Below are 16,607 nucleotides of genomic sequence, written 5' to 3'. Positions count from 1 at the left end.
CATCTCCTTTAATTATCTAAACAATTTTTTCATGCGTCGTAAAACAAAGACTGCTAACAATACGCTGATGACCGCAATGATCATATCAAAGAATAAAGTCATTTTAATATCGTACGTGCTGACGAGTCCGCTTGTAATCAGCGGAACAAGGATAAACGCTGAGCTTGCCGCAATGTTGACATATGATGAAGCCGTTGCTTTGTTTGTAGGGAATAATTTCATCATAATACTCATCGCCAACTGGAAAATGCCGGCTGTAAATAATCCTAAGAAAAAGGTACTAACAATGACGATGCCGTACGTTTCGATTTGAAATAGTGAAAGCATGGCAAGGAATGCCCCGATTGGGTAAATAATGGCGACCATAATCGGTGAAATGAATTTATCTAATACGATTGAAAGCAATAGAACAGATACGAGTGCACCAATACTAAAATAAGAAAGAAGCTGTGTCGCTTGTCCTGAGCCAAGCCCAATCAATTTCAACCCGAGCTGTGGAAGCCAAGTTTGCCATACGACAAATAATGCAGTAGACGTGAATCCCATAAGTACAACAGCTAAACCTTCACCAAACATTTTCGGTTCTTCCTTCATTTGCTCTTGAACGGGAAGATCGTTTTGAGAAGCCGTTTGCTTATGATTTGGGAACGGCATAAAGATCAAGTAAATGCCTACAAGTAAATAGAGAAGTCCTAGACCAAAGAATGCCCAGCCCCAGAAGATGTCATGTGCAATAAGGAATGCCAAGATAAATGGAAGAACAGTCGCACCAATTGATACAGACGCCTTTACTAAAACAGAAGCTGAACTTGCTTTTTTAGGAAATGATTCTGTCAAAGCAGGATATGTTCCTGAATCAAGTAATGAGTTCGCAATCCCTGCGGAAATGGCAAAAATGAAAGCCAATGTATAATTGGTCGTTGTTGGAATCCCAATTAAGAATAATAAGTAGAGAAAGTTACCTGTAATAATGACAGGTTTTCGCCCCCAGCTGTCTGCCAGCCGGCCAGAGAAAAAGAGAGCAATTAATTTACCGATACCGATTGCTGATACAAGCAAGCTGATTTTTGGAATATCTACATGGTAGCGTTCAGATAAGCTTTCCATGTTTGATGCCACAATAATATTGATCATGCCTAGCATGAAATAGTTTAAGTACATGCCAAGTGATGATTTAATGTATGGATTTTTCATGTTCCCACTCCTATATTTGAAACCCTGTTCGGGCCAAATTCTTGTTACCCTTTGTTATTTCCTTAAACGAAATAATATTAAGTCCATCACAACACCCCTTGTGTGATTGATGAAAAAATAATGAATATTCATCTGTTCTTCAAATAAGTACATCGTTCTACTAAATAATTAAAAATAATAACAGTTATCATCAGTTGATGGACTTCCTCGATTTGATCAGAATCAAAAGATCCATCTTTAACTGTAGTTGATATGATAAATAACGATATGTTCACAAAAAGGTATAACGATATACTAAAAGAAGCAACGAGATAAATATACTCCTGTGTATAAAATGTGTCAAGTTTATGACTTTGTGATTTAAAAAAAGAAAAATGTAATAAAGAAATAGTTGACTTGCTCAATAAAAAAAGGAGAATCGCTTTGCAATTCTCCTTTTCATGATCATGTCGAGGTTTCTCGAATATGAAGTTGAGGCTTTAATATCAATCGCTGCAGTTCTTCATCCTGCTCGTTCATTTTATGATACAAAAGGTTGGCTGCTTTGACTCCAATGGATCGTGGAAATGATGAGACTGTGGTGAGCGGCGGGTGATACATCTCCGCTTCAGGGATGTTATCGAACCCAACTACATCAATGTCTTCACCAGGCTTGATGTCACGCGCTGCCAATTCTTGAATGACCCCAAACGCCACTAAATCACTGAAGCAAAAAATAGCAGTAGGTGGTTCGGGAAGGTCAATCACTTGGGCAAGGGCTTCTTTCCCGCCTTCACGGGTAGGCACCATATCGATAATAAGAGATTCATCCATCGTCAGGTCCTCATCATCATGGGCTCTTTTGAACCCTTTCATCCGTTCAATCCAAGTCGAGGAGGATTTGATTCCACCTAAGAAGGCGATGCGGCGATGCCCTTTTTGAAGAAGATGACGGACCGCCATCCAAGTGCCTTGTTCATAATCAACGCCGACATAATCACAATGGACATCTGCTAATTCACGGTTTGCCAATACTTTTGGTGTGCGAATGTTGTTTAATTGTTTCACCGTTCGTGTCGAACTTTTCGATGCTGGATTTAAGATGATTCCACCTACTCGGTGCTCTACCATTGTGGAGATGAGCCGCTCCTGCTTATCCACACTATCAAAGGTTGTCCCAAGTAAAACGGTATAGCCAAGTGACTCAAGGGTGGTTTGCACACCGATTAAAAATTCAGAAATAAAGGTGTTTGAAATATCCGTGACGATCACACCTACAATATTTGAACTTTTCGACCGCATGTTGGCAGCGACGCGATCGTACACGTATCCCAAATCCTCCATGGATTGCAGCACTTTTTTCCGGGTGGCTTCAGAGATCCTAGGGTTGTTGCGAACAACGAGTGAGGCCGTTGAAGTCGATACACCGGCATGCCGAGCGACTTCTTGTAATGTCACACGCTGTTTGTTCATTTTTTTCATTTGTCTTCACCAACTTCATTGGATTGCCTAACTATGGTTCATCATCAAGATGGATGTCTCCACCAAACGAGCCGAACATTCTTTGTTTCATTATACCTTAATCAAGGGGTGTTGATGAAGTGATGTCATATCAGCTTCAGATAAGGAGGAAACAACATCTTAAAAGATTACCATTGACAGCTTTCTTTTAGAGGCGTAAAATATAAAATTATTCAGAAATAGCAACATTTAAAGTAAATATCGAAGGCTATGATTGCTGTGGGTCACACTATGGCAGGAGCAGCTTCTGGAGAGACCGCATGTATGTGCGGCGCCGAAGGGTTCACAATCTCAGGCAAAAGGACAGAAGAGTACGAAATATTGTATTTGTGATGCATGGATCATACTGTGTATTGCTTTTCTCTATTTTGCTATTCTTTTATGACCGTGAGATTGGAGCGCATCCAATCTCTTTTTTTATGGACTTTTTGAGAGTTCATTATTTCAGTATAGGATCGTGTCGTAGGAGGGTGTTGAAATTGGCACAACAAGAGTTAAAGCGAGATTTATCAAACCGTCATGTTCAATTAATTGCCATTGGCGGAACGATTGGAACTGGGCTGTTTTTAGGGTCTGGAAAAGCCATTCAATTGGCAGGACCATCGATCATTTTTGCGTACTTAATTGTCGGAATGGCCATCTTTTTTGTCATGAGGGCACTTGGAGAATTGCTCTTATCTAAGGCGGGCTATCAGTCTTTAACGGATATAGCAGAGGATTATCTTGGACCATGGGCTTCCTTTGTGACAGGATGGACGTATTGGTTTTGCTGGATTATGACAGCGATGGCGGATGTTATTGCGGTCGGGGTGTATGTGCAGTACTGGTTTGATATTCCGCAGTGGATTCCTGCTATTATTTGTTTATTGATTTTGCTAGGATTTAATTTATTAACGGTGAAGCTTTTTGGAGAAATGGAATTTTGGTTTGCACTGATTAAAGTGATTACGATATTACTGTTGATTGGCGTTGGAATTGTCCTGTTAATCATTGGTTTCCAAACAGATGCAGGGCCCGTGACGGTAACGAATCTGTGGTCACACGGAGGGTTATTTCCAAATGGTGTGACAGGCTTCTTATTGTCATTTCAGATGGTGATTTTTGCGTATGTGGGCGTGGAACTTGTCGGTGTGTCAGCAGCAGAAACAGCGAATCCGCAAAAAAACATCCCGTCTGCGATTAATAAAATTCCATTAAGAATTCTATTTTTCTATGTAGGTGCGATTTTTGTATTACTATGCATCAACCCATGGACAGAACTCAGTGCATCAGAAAGTCCTTTTGTGAAAACCTTTGGGCTCATTGGGATACCAGTAGCGGCGGGACTCATCAACTTTGTCGTCCTGACATCTGCGGCGTCTGCTTGTAATAGCGGCATGTTCTCAACGAGCCGAATTTTGTATAATCTCAGTCATCAAAAACAAGGACCGGCATCCTTTGGTCGTCTAAATAAACACGCTGTACCAAGTAATGCCCTGTTTGTGTCGACAATTGTGGTGTCAGTAGGGGCTCTTTTAAGCAAGCTAATTCCTGAACAAGCCTTTGGTATTGTGACAACAATCAGTGCCATTTGTTTCATTTGGGTATGGAGTATTATTTTAATATGCCATCTGAAATATAAGAAAACACGTCCTGAACTGCATAAGGTGTCTACCTTTAAAGCGCCATTTACACCTTTTGTGAATATAGCGGTTCTTGTGCTCTTTGCTGCCATTCTTGTCATCATGCTTTTCGCTGACGCAACACGTCCAGCCCTGTTATTAACACCCGTATGGTTTGGGTTCTTATTTTTGATTTATGCACGACAGAAACGACGTTCAGCATAATGAACGAAAAAAGCACAGCCTTTTTAAATGGCTGTGCTTTTGCTTATTTAACGATTTCGAATCTTCAACATATAGTATGCATTAAGAATGATCAGAACAAGTCCAACGACGATGATGGAGAAGAGCTGAGAGTGATTGGCGCCAAGAGAATAGACAATCAAAATAAACATGGCACCGGTCAATAAAATATTCATCATTTGGAAAGTGTGAAAAAGCCCATCGAGCATCACATGCTTTTCGCCTTCATCAGAAATGGCGAGCAGTTTTTTGCCATAATCTTTATCGGTTGGACTAGGTAGGTGACGATTAGGATAGACGAGCTTTAGGACAGAGGTCGACACATAAGAAAGAATGACGGTGATCAAAAATAAGGCAGCATTTGAGAGAATCAGCCAGAGTGGCTGCTCAGTCACGATGGAAATACCAATTGCAATGATCGATAAAATGGTACTCACCGTATTAGCTAACGTTACATCAGTAAAAGTTCGGTACTGTTTTACCTCGAGTTCATCCTCCTCATCACCAGATACTGAAAGAGAGACTCTTTTCTTCATGCGCGAAATGCCTGAAAAACAATAAATGATGAATAGAACTGTCAAGCCAGTGATGACAAGAGTCGCTTCAAATGCAGCTTGCAGAAGTGTCAGCTCAAATTCGGCTGCCAGCAAACAGTAAGCACCGAGAAAACCAAGGAGAGCACCTAAGAGCATTTTGTATACAGTTTTCATGTGAGTTCATCCTCCTCGAATAGAAAAATTTGTTCAATGGGTTCTTGAAAAATACGTGAAAGCCTCATAGCAAGTAAGAGAGACGGCATTAATTCATCTCGTTCCATTAAGCTGATCGTCTGGCGGGAAACCTTTGCCCGTTTCGCAAGCTCCGTTTGGTTTAAACCATCACGTGCCCGCAGCTCTTTTAGCCGATTTTTCATTCTGTCACCTCAACTCTGATCAAAATGTTATCTTGATTGTAAAGTATTATATTCATTTTGACAAGTATAATTGTCAAAACGATAAAAATAATTGTCAGAAAGATCGCCTTTATTCAAAAGGAAATCAATGATACGCTAAAGAAAAGAGAAACAGAAAATAGGTGATGCCCATGTTCATTGATCAATTAAAAAGTGATTTACATCAATCACAGCCGCTATTTATCGGAGAAGAGACAGCGTTCAAAGCGGCAGTCCTTGTTCCTTTGGTGCAAGTAGACGGGGAATGGCATGTTTTATTTGAAGTGCGATCACTGACGATGAGAAAACAGCCTGGCGATATTAGCTTCCCAGGAGGCAAACTCGACGGCGGCGAAACCGCACAAGAAGCTGCACTGCGGGAAACATATGAAGAACTAGGGATTCCGCCCGAATCCGTCAAGGTGTTAGGACAGCTCAGTCCTTATATTGCCTCTCCATCCTTTGTGGTATATCCATTTGTCGGAATCATTGATGAACAGCAGGTCAAACATTCCTTTAATCAAGAAGAAGTAGAGGAGACCTTTACTGTGCCTCTATCATGGCTCAGCCAATACGAACCGTACTTACACCATGTATCGGTGCAGCCAACACCAGGAGAGGACTTTCCTTATGAAAAAATCATGAATGGAGAAAAATACAGCTGGGGGAGTCGTTCGATTGAGGAGTGGTTTTATGATTACGATCGTTACACCATTTGGGGATTAACTGCCCGCATATTAAAACATTTTGTGATGGTTGCAAAAAGAAATTCCTAGAGAATCAGCTCTAGGAATTTGTTGTAGAAAGGCGTTCTTTTGCGGTTTCTTTTCCTTTCCCTTTTCCAATTAGGATGGGCGCTTTAGCTTGGCTCAATCCATATGAAGGCATGTTCACGTAGATAGATTCATATGAGCCGGCTTGAATTTGATACGTTTCATGATAAATTCCGACCGCGTCATTATTTCGTGCTCTTTGGTTAAATCCTTTCCAAGCAGCCAAATGCTTCTCCATCTTGGCGTAGGCAAGGAGGTCCTCTGTTGATTTCCAATATTGGATCATGGTGGTGGTGCGTAAACCGAAGTAATTTTCTGTCCCGAGAAAACCAAGCTCTTCTTGATGTGTATAAAGTTCTTTGATCATCCCCGGCATCGCCTTAAATACTGGCAGCCATTGATGGACAGCCCAGCGTTTATTGATTCTCATTCCGATAATGAACACAACAATCGGTTCAGAATTGTCTGTTGTATACCTGCCAGCACGTATATTTTTTTTCATTTGTTCATCCTTCTTTCTTCATCGATTCACAGGTCTCCACGCACCAATCAATTCCAGCCTGCGCCACTTTCTTTCCGTAATCTAACGTATACAGCCAATACTTCGCATCAGCTTCATCTGGATACAGCTCTTGAATGTTTTGTTCAATCGCAACATATGTCTCATAACGGATACGGAGCTGCCTCTCATAATCCTGTAAAAGCACCAATTTTTTCTCAAACGAAAGATATTGACCAAAGAATAACTTTAATAACACTTCATTTCGTTCTGATGGTACTTGATCGAGCGGCTGCGCCAGCCATTGCCTCAACGTGTCCAGCCCTTTTTCAGTCAGATGATACTCCCGCTTGTCTGAGCGCCCAGTTGTAGAAGCGGGTGAAACCTTCGCAAGCCCTTCCTCGACTATTAACTTTAAAGCTGGATAAATTTGTCCATAACTAATTTTCCAAAAGTGATGCAAGCTCCTATCAATTAATTGCTTCACTTCATACCCAGACTTACAATCTGTCGTTAAAATCCCCAAAATCGCATACGTCGTATCATTGTATTTTTTCATTGATTAACACACCTATCTAAAAGATATATCATTTAGATATATAATAAACGATGTATAACTGCAGATACAAGAGGTATGAGAAAAAAATAAATCCTAGAAAGGAGGTGAAGAGATCACTGATTGGTTAATCAATGAGATGAATCCTTCATATAGAGTGAACGATCATAGTTTGGAGGGGACATATGAGTAAATCAAAAATCTGGATCATGACTATTCTGGCGGTACTACTGATTGGTGGAGGCGGTTGGATAGCCTATCAAGCAATCGCAAAAAAGAGTGGTTTGAATCATCCCTACGCCTTTGCATATAAGACTCATGATCGTGTGAACTGGTTCAAGGTAACGGAAAGAAACGGAAAAGTAACAGGTCATCTGAATGAAACCATTTTAGAGGAAAACCCGAAAAGGCATTATGATCCCAATCTATTTATCAACAAATATCAATTAAATGGGAAATCAATTGAAAACGGTTACGAATTTTATGTGAAGCAAGGGAAAGAAACGGTCACATATGAAGTTCACCTTGCCAAAAAGGATCTTTCTGTGAAAAAACAAGGTGAAAAGCACAGCATCACATACAAAGCAGTTGATCAAAAAAACCTACGTGCTGTTCAACAGGACATTCATACTCGATATGAGAAACTGATGGATGACACGGAAAATAGATTTCATGATTATGTACGAAACTTCATTAAGAAAGTAACAGGCGCTTATGGTTATCTGTATACGGCAGAGGATGGTTCATACCAACTATTTCTAAAAGTAAAACGAATGTATATGCAGTCTGAATGGGCAGGTTCTTTTCTAATGAGAAAGGCCCCAGGAGATGGTGGTGAACCTTATAAAGAAACGAAACATACAGCCGGTGGAGTTTCTGATGGGATGATGTTTGATTTGAGTACTTATCCTGCAATTGAAAAGGGTTTTATTTTAGGTGAGACTGACCGAGACGCAACATACATTAAATTTCCTTTTAAAATGGCAGGCGGGACAATAGAATTTAAAGCGGTCACGAAAGAGGAATATCAAGAACAAACAGAAGCATTCAAAAAGAAGGCGAAAGAATGGCAAAAGTAGATCGTGTTGGAACAGATGAATGTTGTGAATGGCATTTCAGGGCGATCAGAATAAATAGGGATCATGAAGGTTTTTCAAAACATATTTGAGTGGAGGTACGTATGAGTAAACTGAAAATGTGGGTCGTGTCTATCCTGGCAGTACTCATCTTAGGTGGAGGCGGCTGGACAGCATATCAAGCAATCGCAAAAAAGAATTCATTGAATCATGCCCATGCATTTGCGTATAAAACGAAGGATAGAATGAGCTGGTTTGAGATATCTGAGAATAAAGGCAAAGTAACGGGGCATTTGAATGAAAAGTATATAGAAGAAGTGAGGTGGGATCCGCAAATCTATAAAAAACAATTTGTCGTATCTGGCAGTTCAAAAGAAAATGGGTATGAATTCAAAGTCACACAAGGTAAAGAAACGATCGTATACGAAGTTCACTTTTCAGGAAAAGACCTTTCAGTAAAAAAACAAGGTGAAAAGAAAGGCATGATATATAAGGCAATCAATCAAAAAAAGCTAGATAAATATCATAAAGAGATTCAAAAACGATATGATTATCTATTCGATACCGCTGAAGATAGGTTTTATGATAGTATGAGAAACTTCAAGGAGAAAGTGGCGAAAGTATATGGTTTTCTCTATACGGCAAAGGACAAACAACTATTTTTACAGGTGAAAACCATGCATATTGAGCTTGGATGGTCCGGCTTCCTTCTAATCACAACTGTTCCCGGAGAAGAGTGTAAGCCTTATAAAGAAATGAGATTAGAAGTCATGGGTGATACGGATGGAAGAAATTTTGTAATGGGCCATGAACCTTCAATTGAAGATGGGATCATTAAAGGTTCCACTGATCGAGATGTAAAATCAATCAAACTTCCATTTAAAATGACAGGCGGTACTGTAGAGTTAAAAGCGGTTACGAAACAGGAATACCAAAAACAAGCGAAAGCATTCAAAAAGCAGGCGGAAGAAAGAAAAAAATAGATGATATGAAACCAGATGAGTGAACTTATCTGGTTTTTTATTAATAAAGAGTTCTTATTGATGATAAAAAATATTGGTGTATAAAAAAAGTGAGAAAGGTTGCTTCAACTAAATTAAAGAAAATTAATTTAGGTATATAGACCTTAATAATTTTTATAAAAATAAATGTTGACGCTTTCATATAATCAATATATACTAAAAACAAATCCAATATAAATAAATTAGACATGTGACTGGTCATGCAGGCAGGATCTAAAAACGATGAATTTCTTTAATTTGTCGTTTTAGGTCCTTTTTTGTTGCCAAAATATAGGTCTCATGTATGAGAAAAGGAGGAGAAAAAATGGATTACACACAAGTCGCCAAAGATGTTTTACAGCATGTAGGTGGTAAAAAAAACATTGCACACCTTGAACACTGCTCAACAAGACTTCGCTTCACACTAATTGATCAGAAAAAAGCAGATGTACCAGCATTAGAAAAAACACCAGGTGTCATAGCTGTCAGAATGTCAGGACAATGCCAAGTGGTCATTGGGAATGACGTGATTGAAGTGTATCAACAGGTAACAAATTTAATGGGCGGCAGCTCGTCTGGGCAAAGCATGCCATCCAATCAGCCAAAAGAAAAAAGAAAAGCAGGCACAGTTCTATTAGATTTCATTGTGGGTGTCTTCCAGCCGCTTGTTCCGGCTATCGCAGGCGGAGGAATTTTAAAATCATTTCTTCTCCTTTTCTCTTTATTAGGCTGGGTGGATGCAAAAGGCCAAACCTATCAAATACTGAATATGGTGGGTGACGCACCACTATACTTCCTGCCATTACTAGTCGCTGTCACAACGGCAAATAAACTAAAGGTAAACCCACTGGTCGCATTATCAGCAGTCGGTGCACTCCTTCTTCCGAACATGACAGCCATGCTTACTGAAGGTGCGCAATTAATGTCATTCGACGTAAAAAATATAGCTTATGCGTATCAAGTGTTTCCAGCAATCCTTTCTGTATTGCTTTACGCTCAAATGGAAAAATTCTTCACACGATTTTCACCAAAACCAATTCGGATTTTCTTTGTCCCAATGATGTCATTAGTCATTACTGTACCAGTTACGTTACTGTTATTAGGACCACTTGGTTTTACAGCAGGACAAGGGTTTTCATCCGTTATTCTTGCGATGTTTAATACAGTAGGCTGGGTAGCTGTCGCAATTTTAGCAGCGGTACTCCCGTTTATGGTTGCATCAGGCATGCACAAAGCAATGGTCCCTTATGCAGTTACAACGATGGGGAACCTCGGGAAAGAAGCACTTTATTTACCAGCATCACTTGCGCATAATATTGCGGAAAGTGGGGCATGTTTCGCAGTGGCACTTCGCACGAAAGACAAGGTACTCAGATCAACAGCCATATCGGCAGGAATTTCAGCATTTTTTGGCATCACAGAGCCTGCTTTGTATGGTGTGACACTTCAAAATAAACGCGTACTTGGAAGTGTCATGATTGGTTCGTTTGTTGGCGGAATCTTCATTGGATTAGTTGGTATAAAAGCTTTTGTACTTGTTGGTCCTGGATTAGCAAGTATGTCGATGTTTATATCAGATGAGCTTCCTCGAAATCTAATGTTTGCTGTCATTGGAGCTGTCATTTCCTTCGTTGTTGCTTTTATCGCTGCTTTTGTATTAGGTAAGGATAAAAAAGTAGAAGAAAAGACAAATGATCAAGAAGCATTTGCTGAACAAATTGGAGCAGGGGAAACTTTCAAAAGCCCTGTGATTGGTCAAATGATCTCTCTATCTGAAGTAAAAGATGATATTTTCTCTTCAAAGGTCATGGGAGACGGAATTGCCATTGTTCCTTCAGAAGGAGCGTTATATGCACCAGTAGATGGTGAGGTCACCTTGCTGTTCGAAACAAACCATGCACTTGGTATGAAAACGGACAAAGGGGTGGAAGTTTTATTCCACATTGGCATTGATACTGTACAGTTGGAAGGACAGTATTTTTATCCAAAAGTGCAGGCAGGAGATCGTGTACAAGCAGGGGATTTACTCATTGAATTTGATGTAGAAAAAATCATAGAAGCAGGATACGATCCAGTTACGCTTGCTGTCATCACGAATACAGATCAATATGATATTAAGGTACAGCCATTACAAGAGGTCAATCGCCAAGATACATTGATGGTTATCACCCAATTAGGAGGCTAAACATATGACGACAATAAAAGGTTTTCCAAAAGGATTTTTATGGGGCGGCGCCATTGCCGCCAACCAAGCAGAAGGCGCTTGGAATGTAGATGGAAAGGGCCCATCTGTTGCTGATATTGCGATGTACCGGTCTAATTTGAGTGTAGAAGATTATGAAGGGCATCTAGCTGTTACTTCTGAAAATATAGATCGAGCGATGAAAGACCCAGATGATAAAAAGTATCCAAAACGCAGAGGTGTTGATTTCTATCATCACTATAAAGAGGATTTGGCTCTATTTGCTGAAATGGGTTTTAAAACTCTTCGCATTTCTATTGCATGGAGCCGTATCTTCCCAACTGGAGAAGAGAACGAACCAAATGAAAAAGGACTCCAATTTTACGATCGTTTATTTGCAGAAATGAAAAAACACAACATAGAACCGATTGTGACGCTGTCACATTATGAAATGCCGTTAGCACTGAGCGTGAAATATAATGGCTGGGTTGAAAGAAAAGTCGTTGATCTCTTTGTTAAGTTCGCCAATGTATGTTTTGAACGCTATAAACATGATGTGAAATATTGGCTTACCTTTAATGAAATAGATAGTATTCACCGCCACTCTTTTATTACAGCAGGAATTATTCCTGATCGCTGCCCAGAAGGGAAAGAGGAAGAAACGGTTTATCAAGCACTCCATCATCAATTCATTGCCTCTGCACTTGTAACAGCAGATTGTCATCGCATCATACCAGGCAGTCAAGTAGGGTGTATGCTGACAAAATTAACAACGTATCCGCACACTTGTCATCCGAATGATGTGGAGCGGGCATTGAAACAAAACTTAGAAAACTATTTCTATGCAGATGTTCAGGTATTTGGTGAATACCCGTCGCTTATCAAGCGCATGCTTGAGAGAAAAAACATTCATATCCAAATGGAATCAGATGATCTTTCTATTTTAAAAGAAAATACAGTAGATTTTATCTCGTTCAGCTACTATATGTCTTTAACTGAATCAGCTGATGAAGGATTAGAAAAAACGGATGGAAATACCATCCGTGGGGTCAAAAATCCTTACCTTCCATCTACTGATTGGGGATGGCAAATTGATCCGGTTGGTCTGAAAATTTCTTTAATAGAATTATATGATCGTTATCAAAAACCACTGATCATTGTAGAAAACGGCATGGGTGCAAAAGATGTTGTTGAAAGTGATGGATCAATTCACGATGATTATCGTATTAACTATTTCAAAGAGCATTTCCGCCAAATGAGAGAAGCGGTGGAAGAAGGCGTTGACCTATTCGGATATACGAGCTGGGGCTCAATTGATATTATTAGTGCAGGTACATCACAGATGTCAAAACGATACGGGTTCATTCATGTAGATCAAGATGACGATGGAAACGGTACATTAAAACGTTCTCGTAAAGACTCATTTTATTGGTACAAAAAGGTCATTGAAACAAATGGTGAATCGCTTGATTGAAAAACCACAATCATGAAAACAGGTGATGACGATGTTTAAAATCAAAAAAGTTTTAAACTCGAGTGTGGTTCTGGCTGAAGATCAGAACCAACAGGAGATGGTTCTATTCGGCCGGGGGATTGGTTATGGACAAAAACCAGGTCAAATGATTGAAGAAAAGAAGGCAGATCAAGTGTTTATGTCTGTCGATAACATGAGAGCGAAGGAATTTCTCCAACTATTAGATTCAATGCCACAAGAGTTTATCGATTTAACTCAGCATATTGTTCAATATGCTGAAAAACGCTTAAACTCAAGTCTGAATTCTGGTGTCTATTTTACCTTGATGGACCACTTGAATTTTGCAGTAGAACGGCACAAGAAGAATATTAATATTACAAATCGAGTATACTGGGAAATCAAAAACTACTATACCGAAGAATTTGAAGTAGGTAATTATGCGCTTGAGTTAGTCAACAATACATTGGGCATACAATTACCAAAGGAAGAAGCGGCCAATATCGCCTTCCATTTAATTAATGCGTTAGGTGAAGAGTCCGATTCTAAAGATGGCATGAAGTATGCCAAGATGATTGGAAGTATTGTGAATCTCGTCCGCTATACGTTGAATATGAAAATGGATCAAGAGAATATTCATTACAGCCGATTTATTACACATGTGAAATTCTTTGTTGAAAGATTTTACGCAAATAAATTATTATCAGATCAAGAAAATGAGTTGTTTGAACAAATTGCACACTTGTATCCTCAAGCGATGGATGTAGCTTTCAAAATCAAAGATTATATTAAACAGGTGCATAGTATTGTTATTCCTAATGACGAACTTACGTATCTGGCGGTACATATTCACCGCCTCATTTCTTATCAAGAACTAAAATAAATGTGGACCACTTGCCTTGTAACGAGGCAAGTGGTTATTTGTATTGTATCGGTTTATGTTCCGATAGGTCGTTCTGTTGGGCCAAGATCATTTAACGAATTGTAAGACACCGTTTGTCCGAAAACAACGATGGCTAAAGCGAAAATGAGTAAACTCACTTTTTTCATCATAATTCCTCCAATTAAGTGTAGTGTGTTCTAATTGATAGGCATCCTTCAAAAAGAGGTATGCTTGGTGAATTGAACCTAGCTCTTCAAAGTGTTTGGCAGCTAGTGCACTTAATTCACGGGCACCTTCAACATCCTTTAATTCTTTCAGAATACTGATGTCATCGAAACAGGTTTGAGCTTTTTTGGATATGTCTTCAGTGAAATATAGGTGATAGAGAAAATTCATTTTTGCTGTATAGATGGGGTTTCTGTCTATTTCTTGTTTTTGTTTGACCAATTCAAAATAATAGAGAGCTTGCGACTTTTCATCAATGGAGAGTAGCTCTTTTAGTAACATAAACATGGAGTGTTCGAAATAACAAGATGAAAGGTAGTCATCATCACTAAGAGCCTTTTCTAGGGCATCAATACATTTTTTTGATTCTCCAACTTCGGCATATAGAATACTGATATTGTGATAAAGCTGTGATGCTAAAAAATGATCGTTTAATTGATTTGAGATGTGTAATGCTTTTGTGTAGTAATTCTCAGCTCTTTTGAAATCGCCAATATCCATGAAGTTGGTGGCTGCGATCACAAAAGCTGCTGCCAGTCTTCTTTCATAGCCATCATGACCTTTGAAAATATCGATGGCATTCTGAATATAATGAAGTGAAATCAGGCTTTGGCGAAGCATCATATATAGGTTTGCGACCTTCGTATGGAATTCTGCTACTTCTATTTCATCAGGAATGTTTTGTAGTTTTTTCTCAGCAATTTTAAACAGTCCGATGGCTGATGCATAGTCTCTGTTATATGAAGCGTAAAGGGCTTTATATAGGTAAAAATAATATTCAATTAAGTCGTTTGTTTTAGAAGGGTATTCTAGCACTGTCGGTTCATTCAGTTTTTTACCTCTTCGTTCATATAACATGAGCTTAAACTTGCCTTCTAGCAATGAATAGTAGGTCAAGACCTCCTGATTCTCTTCCATCTCTTGAAGTAATTCCTTTAATTCTGTGTAGATTGTCTTTGCATTGTGCACATCATGCTTACGAATGGCAATTCGCCAATCATTTAAACGGTTCCCCACCTGTTCAGCTGAAATGATTTTCATGGAAATTTCACCTCTTTAACATCCTTTCGCCTGTTTCAATAAAAAACGATATCACAATTTTTGGTAAAATATAATCGTTTCTGGGAGGTGATTGACAGGAGGTAATAAAAAGGACCTTATGTCATGAGATGTACGTTATTGTATTGATGATTGATTGTTTATTCAAATGAGTAAAATCTTTTTTTGGAAGTCTAAAAACGTGATAGATACTATTAGTTTTAAGTTTATGGTCGAAAATACCATCCGAATATATGAAATAAAGCTTTTTTAGCTATGAGAGAAGAACAATGAAAGGTCGATCTAGAAGGGAAAATCAGTTATGATGTTGCTAGATGATTTTGGAAAAGAAACTGGTAGTTACTGATAAAGGCGAATATCCGAGACAAGTGTTGACCTTTCAGAAAGGATGTTGAAATGAAAAAAAGATTTCAAATGTTAAACTGGCAAATGACAATTGTGATGACGACGCTTTTACTTGTTTTAGTCACTCTTTATATCTCAAAGAGATACTTTTATAGCAAAGAAATTGAGTTGCTGACAGAATCTTGTCAACAAGAAGACGGCAAAATCATACTAGAAACAAATAGTTTGACTATGGATTACTCCTTTGAGTGTAAGAAAAAATAAAACAGGCAGATTTCTGCCTGTTTGACACCAATTAAAACCCTAAGTTTTGTAACCACTTGTTTAACAAGGCCTCTCGTTTCTCAGCGGTAAAGCGATCGTATTTTCCTAAATTTAAATGGGCTGAAATTTCACCGTCATTCATAAACAAAATTCTTTCAGAGCAAAGGGCCACTTTTGGATCATGGGTGACGAGTAGCAGAGTTGTTCCTTCAGAATTGATTTGTGAAAAAATATCCATGACTTCCTTTGTGGTGCTTGAATTAAGAGCACCTGTGGGCTCATCGGCAAAAAGAATGTTTGGTTCATTCATAAGAGCTCGACAGATAGAGGCTCTTTGGAGCTGTCCTCCTGATACTTCTGATAAATATCTATCAGCTAAATGATCAATATCAAGTTTCTCCATTAAATATTTCGCTCGTTCATTGATTTCTTTTCTCGGCATTTTCTTCGCTAAGTAAGCTGCAGCAATGATGTTATCAAATAGATTGAGGTTTTTTAGTAAGTGGCTGTGTTGAAAGACGAATCCCATCTCTGATAAGCGCAAAGCTGTTAACTGTTTGTCTGTCATTTCTGATAGCAGTTGACCGTTATATTTGATTTCCCCTCTGGAGGATGTCTCTATACCGCTAAGTTGATAAAGCAAAGAGGTTTTTCCACACCCTGAAGGTCCCATAATGGTGACAAATTCTCCACGTTTAATGGTTAAGTGAATATTTCTAAGAATGGTCTGTTTTTGTCCTTTTAATGAATCAATTTGTAAAGACAATTGCTTCGCTTCAATTAATTGTGCCATGTGAAACATCT

At 38.9% G+C, this 16,607-nt stretch carries 15 protein-coding genes and 1 riboswitch; of the genes, 7 read left to right on the top strand and 8 right to left on the bottom strand.

Features of this window, described 5'->3' with window-relative positions:
- Positions 1-12 precede the first annotated feature (12 nt).
- On the bottom strand, positions 13-1,194 hold the full coding sequence (locus tag MHI20_RS12590; protein ID WP_007497314.1) for an MFS transporter: 1,182 nt from the start codon (positions 1,192-1,194) through the stop codon (positions 13-15).
- A gap of 444 nt (positions 1,195-1,638) precedes the next feature.
- The gene (locus MHI20_RS12585; protein ID WP_024720466.1) at positions 1,639-2,655 is read right to left on the bottom strand and encodes a LacI family DNA-binding transcriptional regulator; all 1,017 of its coding nucleotides are present in this window, start codon (positions 2,653-2,655) and stop codon (positions 1,639-1,641) included.
- A 276-nt stretch (positions 2,656-2,931) separates the two neighbouring features.
- A riboswitch (glycine riboswitch) is annotated at positions 2,932-3,011 on the top strand.
- 162 nt (positions 3,012-3,173) lie between these two features.
- Here MHI20_RS12585 and MHI20_RS12580 point away from each other — a divergent pair.
- Complete coding sequence (locus tag MHI20_RS12580; RefSeq protein WP_340938772.1) at positions 3,174-4,520, top strand: amino acid permease; 1,347 nt, start codon at positions 3,174-3,176, stop codon at positions 4,518-4,520.
- Between the two features lie 47 nt (positions 4,521-4,567).
- Here the strand turns inward: MHI20_RS12580 and MHI20_RS12575 are convergent, their stop codons facing one another.
- Both MHI20_RS12575 and MHI20_RS12570 read right to left on the bottom strand, forming a co-directional pair.
- Positions 4,568-5,248: a DUF3169 family protein gene (locus MHI20_RS12575; protein ID WP_268381775.1), complete on the bottom strand. Its 681-nt coding sequence runs from the start codon at positions 5,246-5,248 to the stop codon at positions 4,568-4,570.
- Positions 5,245-5,451 carry a helix-turn-helix transcriptional regulator gene (locus tag MHI20_RS12570; RefSeq protein WP_025208285.1) on the bottom strand — a complete coding sequence of 69 codons (207 nt, stop codon included), beginning with the start codon at positions 5,449-5,451 and terminating at the stop codon, positions 5,245-5,247. Before MHI20_RS12570 ends, MHI20_RS12575 begins: the two co-directional genes overlap by 4 nt.
- 170 nt (positions 5,452-5,621) lie before the next feature.
- Between MHI20_RS12570 and MHI20_RS12565 the strand changes: the two genes are divergently transcribed.
- A complete protein-coding gene (locus MHI20_RS12565; protein ID WP_008347394.1) occupies positions 5,622-6,245 on the top strand; it encodes an NUDIX hydrolase in 624 nt (207 codons plus the stop codon).
- Between the two features lie 10 nt (positions 6,246-6,255).
- Here MHI20_RS12565 and MHI20_RS12560 read toward each other — a convergent pair whose 3' ends face one another.
- Together MHI20_RS12560 and MHI20_RS12555 are read right to left on the bottom strand one after the other, a co-directional pair.
- Entirely contained in the window at positions 6,256-6,744 is a 489-nt protein-coding gene (locus tag MHI20_RS12560) for a DUF4188 domain-containing protein (protein WP_008347392.1), read from the bottom strand.
- 4 nt (positions 6,745-6,748) lie between these two features.
- Positions 6,749-7,300, bottom strand: a complete 552-nt coding sequence (locus MHI20_RS12555; protein ID WP_008347390.1) for a PadR family transcriptional regulator — start codon at positions 7,298-7,300, stop codon at positions 6,749-6,751.
- Between the two features lie 182 nt (positions 7,301-7,482).
- On the opposite strand from MHI20_RS12555, the gene MHI20_RS12550 reads away from it, so the two are divergent.
- The 5 genes from MHI20_RS12550 to MHI20_RS12530 all read left to right on the top strand — a co-directional run bounded on the left by MHI20_RS12550 (position 7,483) and on the right by MHI20_RS12530 (position 13,910).
- A complete protein-coding gene (locus MHI20_RS12550; protein WP_340938766.1) occupies positions 7,483-8,376 on the top strand; it encodes a hypothetical protein in 894 nt (297 codons plus the stop codon).
- Between the two features lie 101 nt (positions 8,377-8,477).
- Positions 8,478-9,356 carry a hypothetical protein gene (locus tag MHI20_RS12545; RefSeq protein WP_268430804.1) on the top strand — a complete coding sequence of 293 codons (879 nt, stop codon included), beginning with the start codon at positions 8,478-8,480 and terminating at the stop codon, positions 9,354-9,356.
- Positions 9,357-9,699: 343 nt separating this feature from the next.
- Positions 9,700-11,559, top strand: a complete 1,860-nt coding sequence (locus MHI20_RS12540; protein ID WP_340938762.1) for a beta-glucoside-specific PTS transporter subunit IIABC — start codon at positions 9,700-9,702, stop codon at positions 11,557-11,559.
- 4 nt (positions 11,560-11,563) lie between these two features.
- Positions 11,564-13,030 (top strand): glycoside hydrolase family 1 protein, encoded by a 1,467-nt coding sequence (locus tag MHI20_RS12535; RefSeq protein WP_340938760.1) that lies wholly within the window; start codon positions 11,564-11,566, stop codon positions 13,028-13,030.
- A gap of 31 nt (positions 13,031-13,061) precedes the next feature.
- Positions 13,062-13,910 (top strand): PRD domain-containing protein, encoded by an 849-nt coding sequence (locus tag MHI20_RS12530; protein ID WP_008347382.1) that lies wholly within the window; start codon positions 13,062-13,064, stop codon positions 13,908-13,910.
- 87 nt (positions 13,911-13,997) lie between these two features.
- Here the strand turns inward: MHI20_RS12530 and MHI20_RS12525 are convergent, their stop codons facing one another.
- The gene (locus MHI20_RS12525) at positions 13,998-15,176 is read right to left on the bottom strand and encodes a response regulator aspartate phosphatase (protein WP_024720457.1); all 1,179 of its coding nucleotides are present in this window, start codon (positions 15,174-15,176) and stop codon (positions 13,998-14,000) included.
- 658 nt (positions 15,177-15,834) lie between these two features.
- Positions 15,835-16,596 (bottom strand): ABC transporter ATP-binding protein, encoded by a 762-nt coding sequence (locus MHI20_RS12520; RefSeq protein ID WP_340938753.1) that lies wholly within the window; start codon positions 16,594-16,596, stop codon positions 15,835-15,837.
- Between the last annotated feature and the right edge of the window lie 11 nt (positions 16,597-16,607).

This window comes from Bacillus sp. FSL K6-1106 (assembly GCF_038005245.1).
Lineage (GTDB): Bacteria > Bacillota > Bacilli > Bacillales > Bacillaceae > Bacillus > Bacillus altitudinis.
Note: the sequence above shows the minus strand (reverse complement) of the source record. Positions and strands in the feature narration are given on the sequence as shown.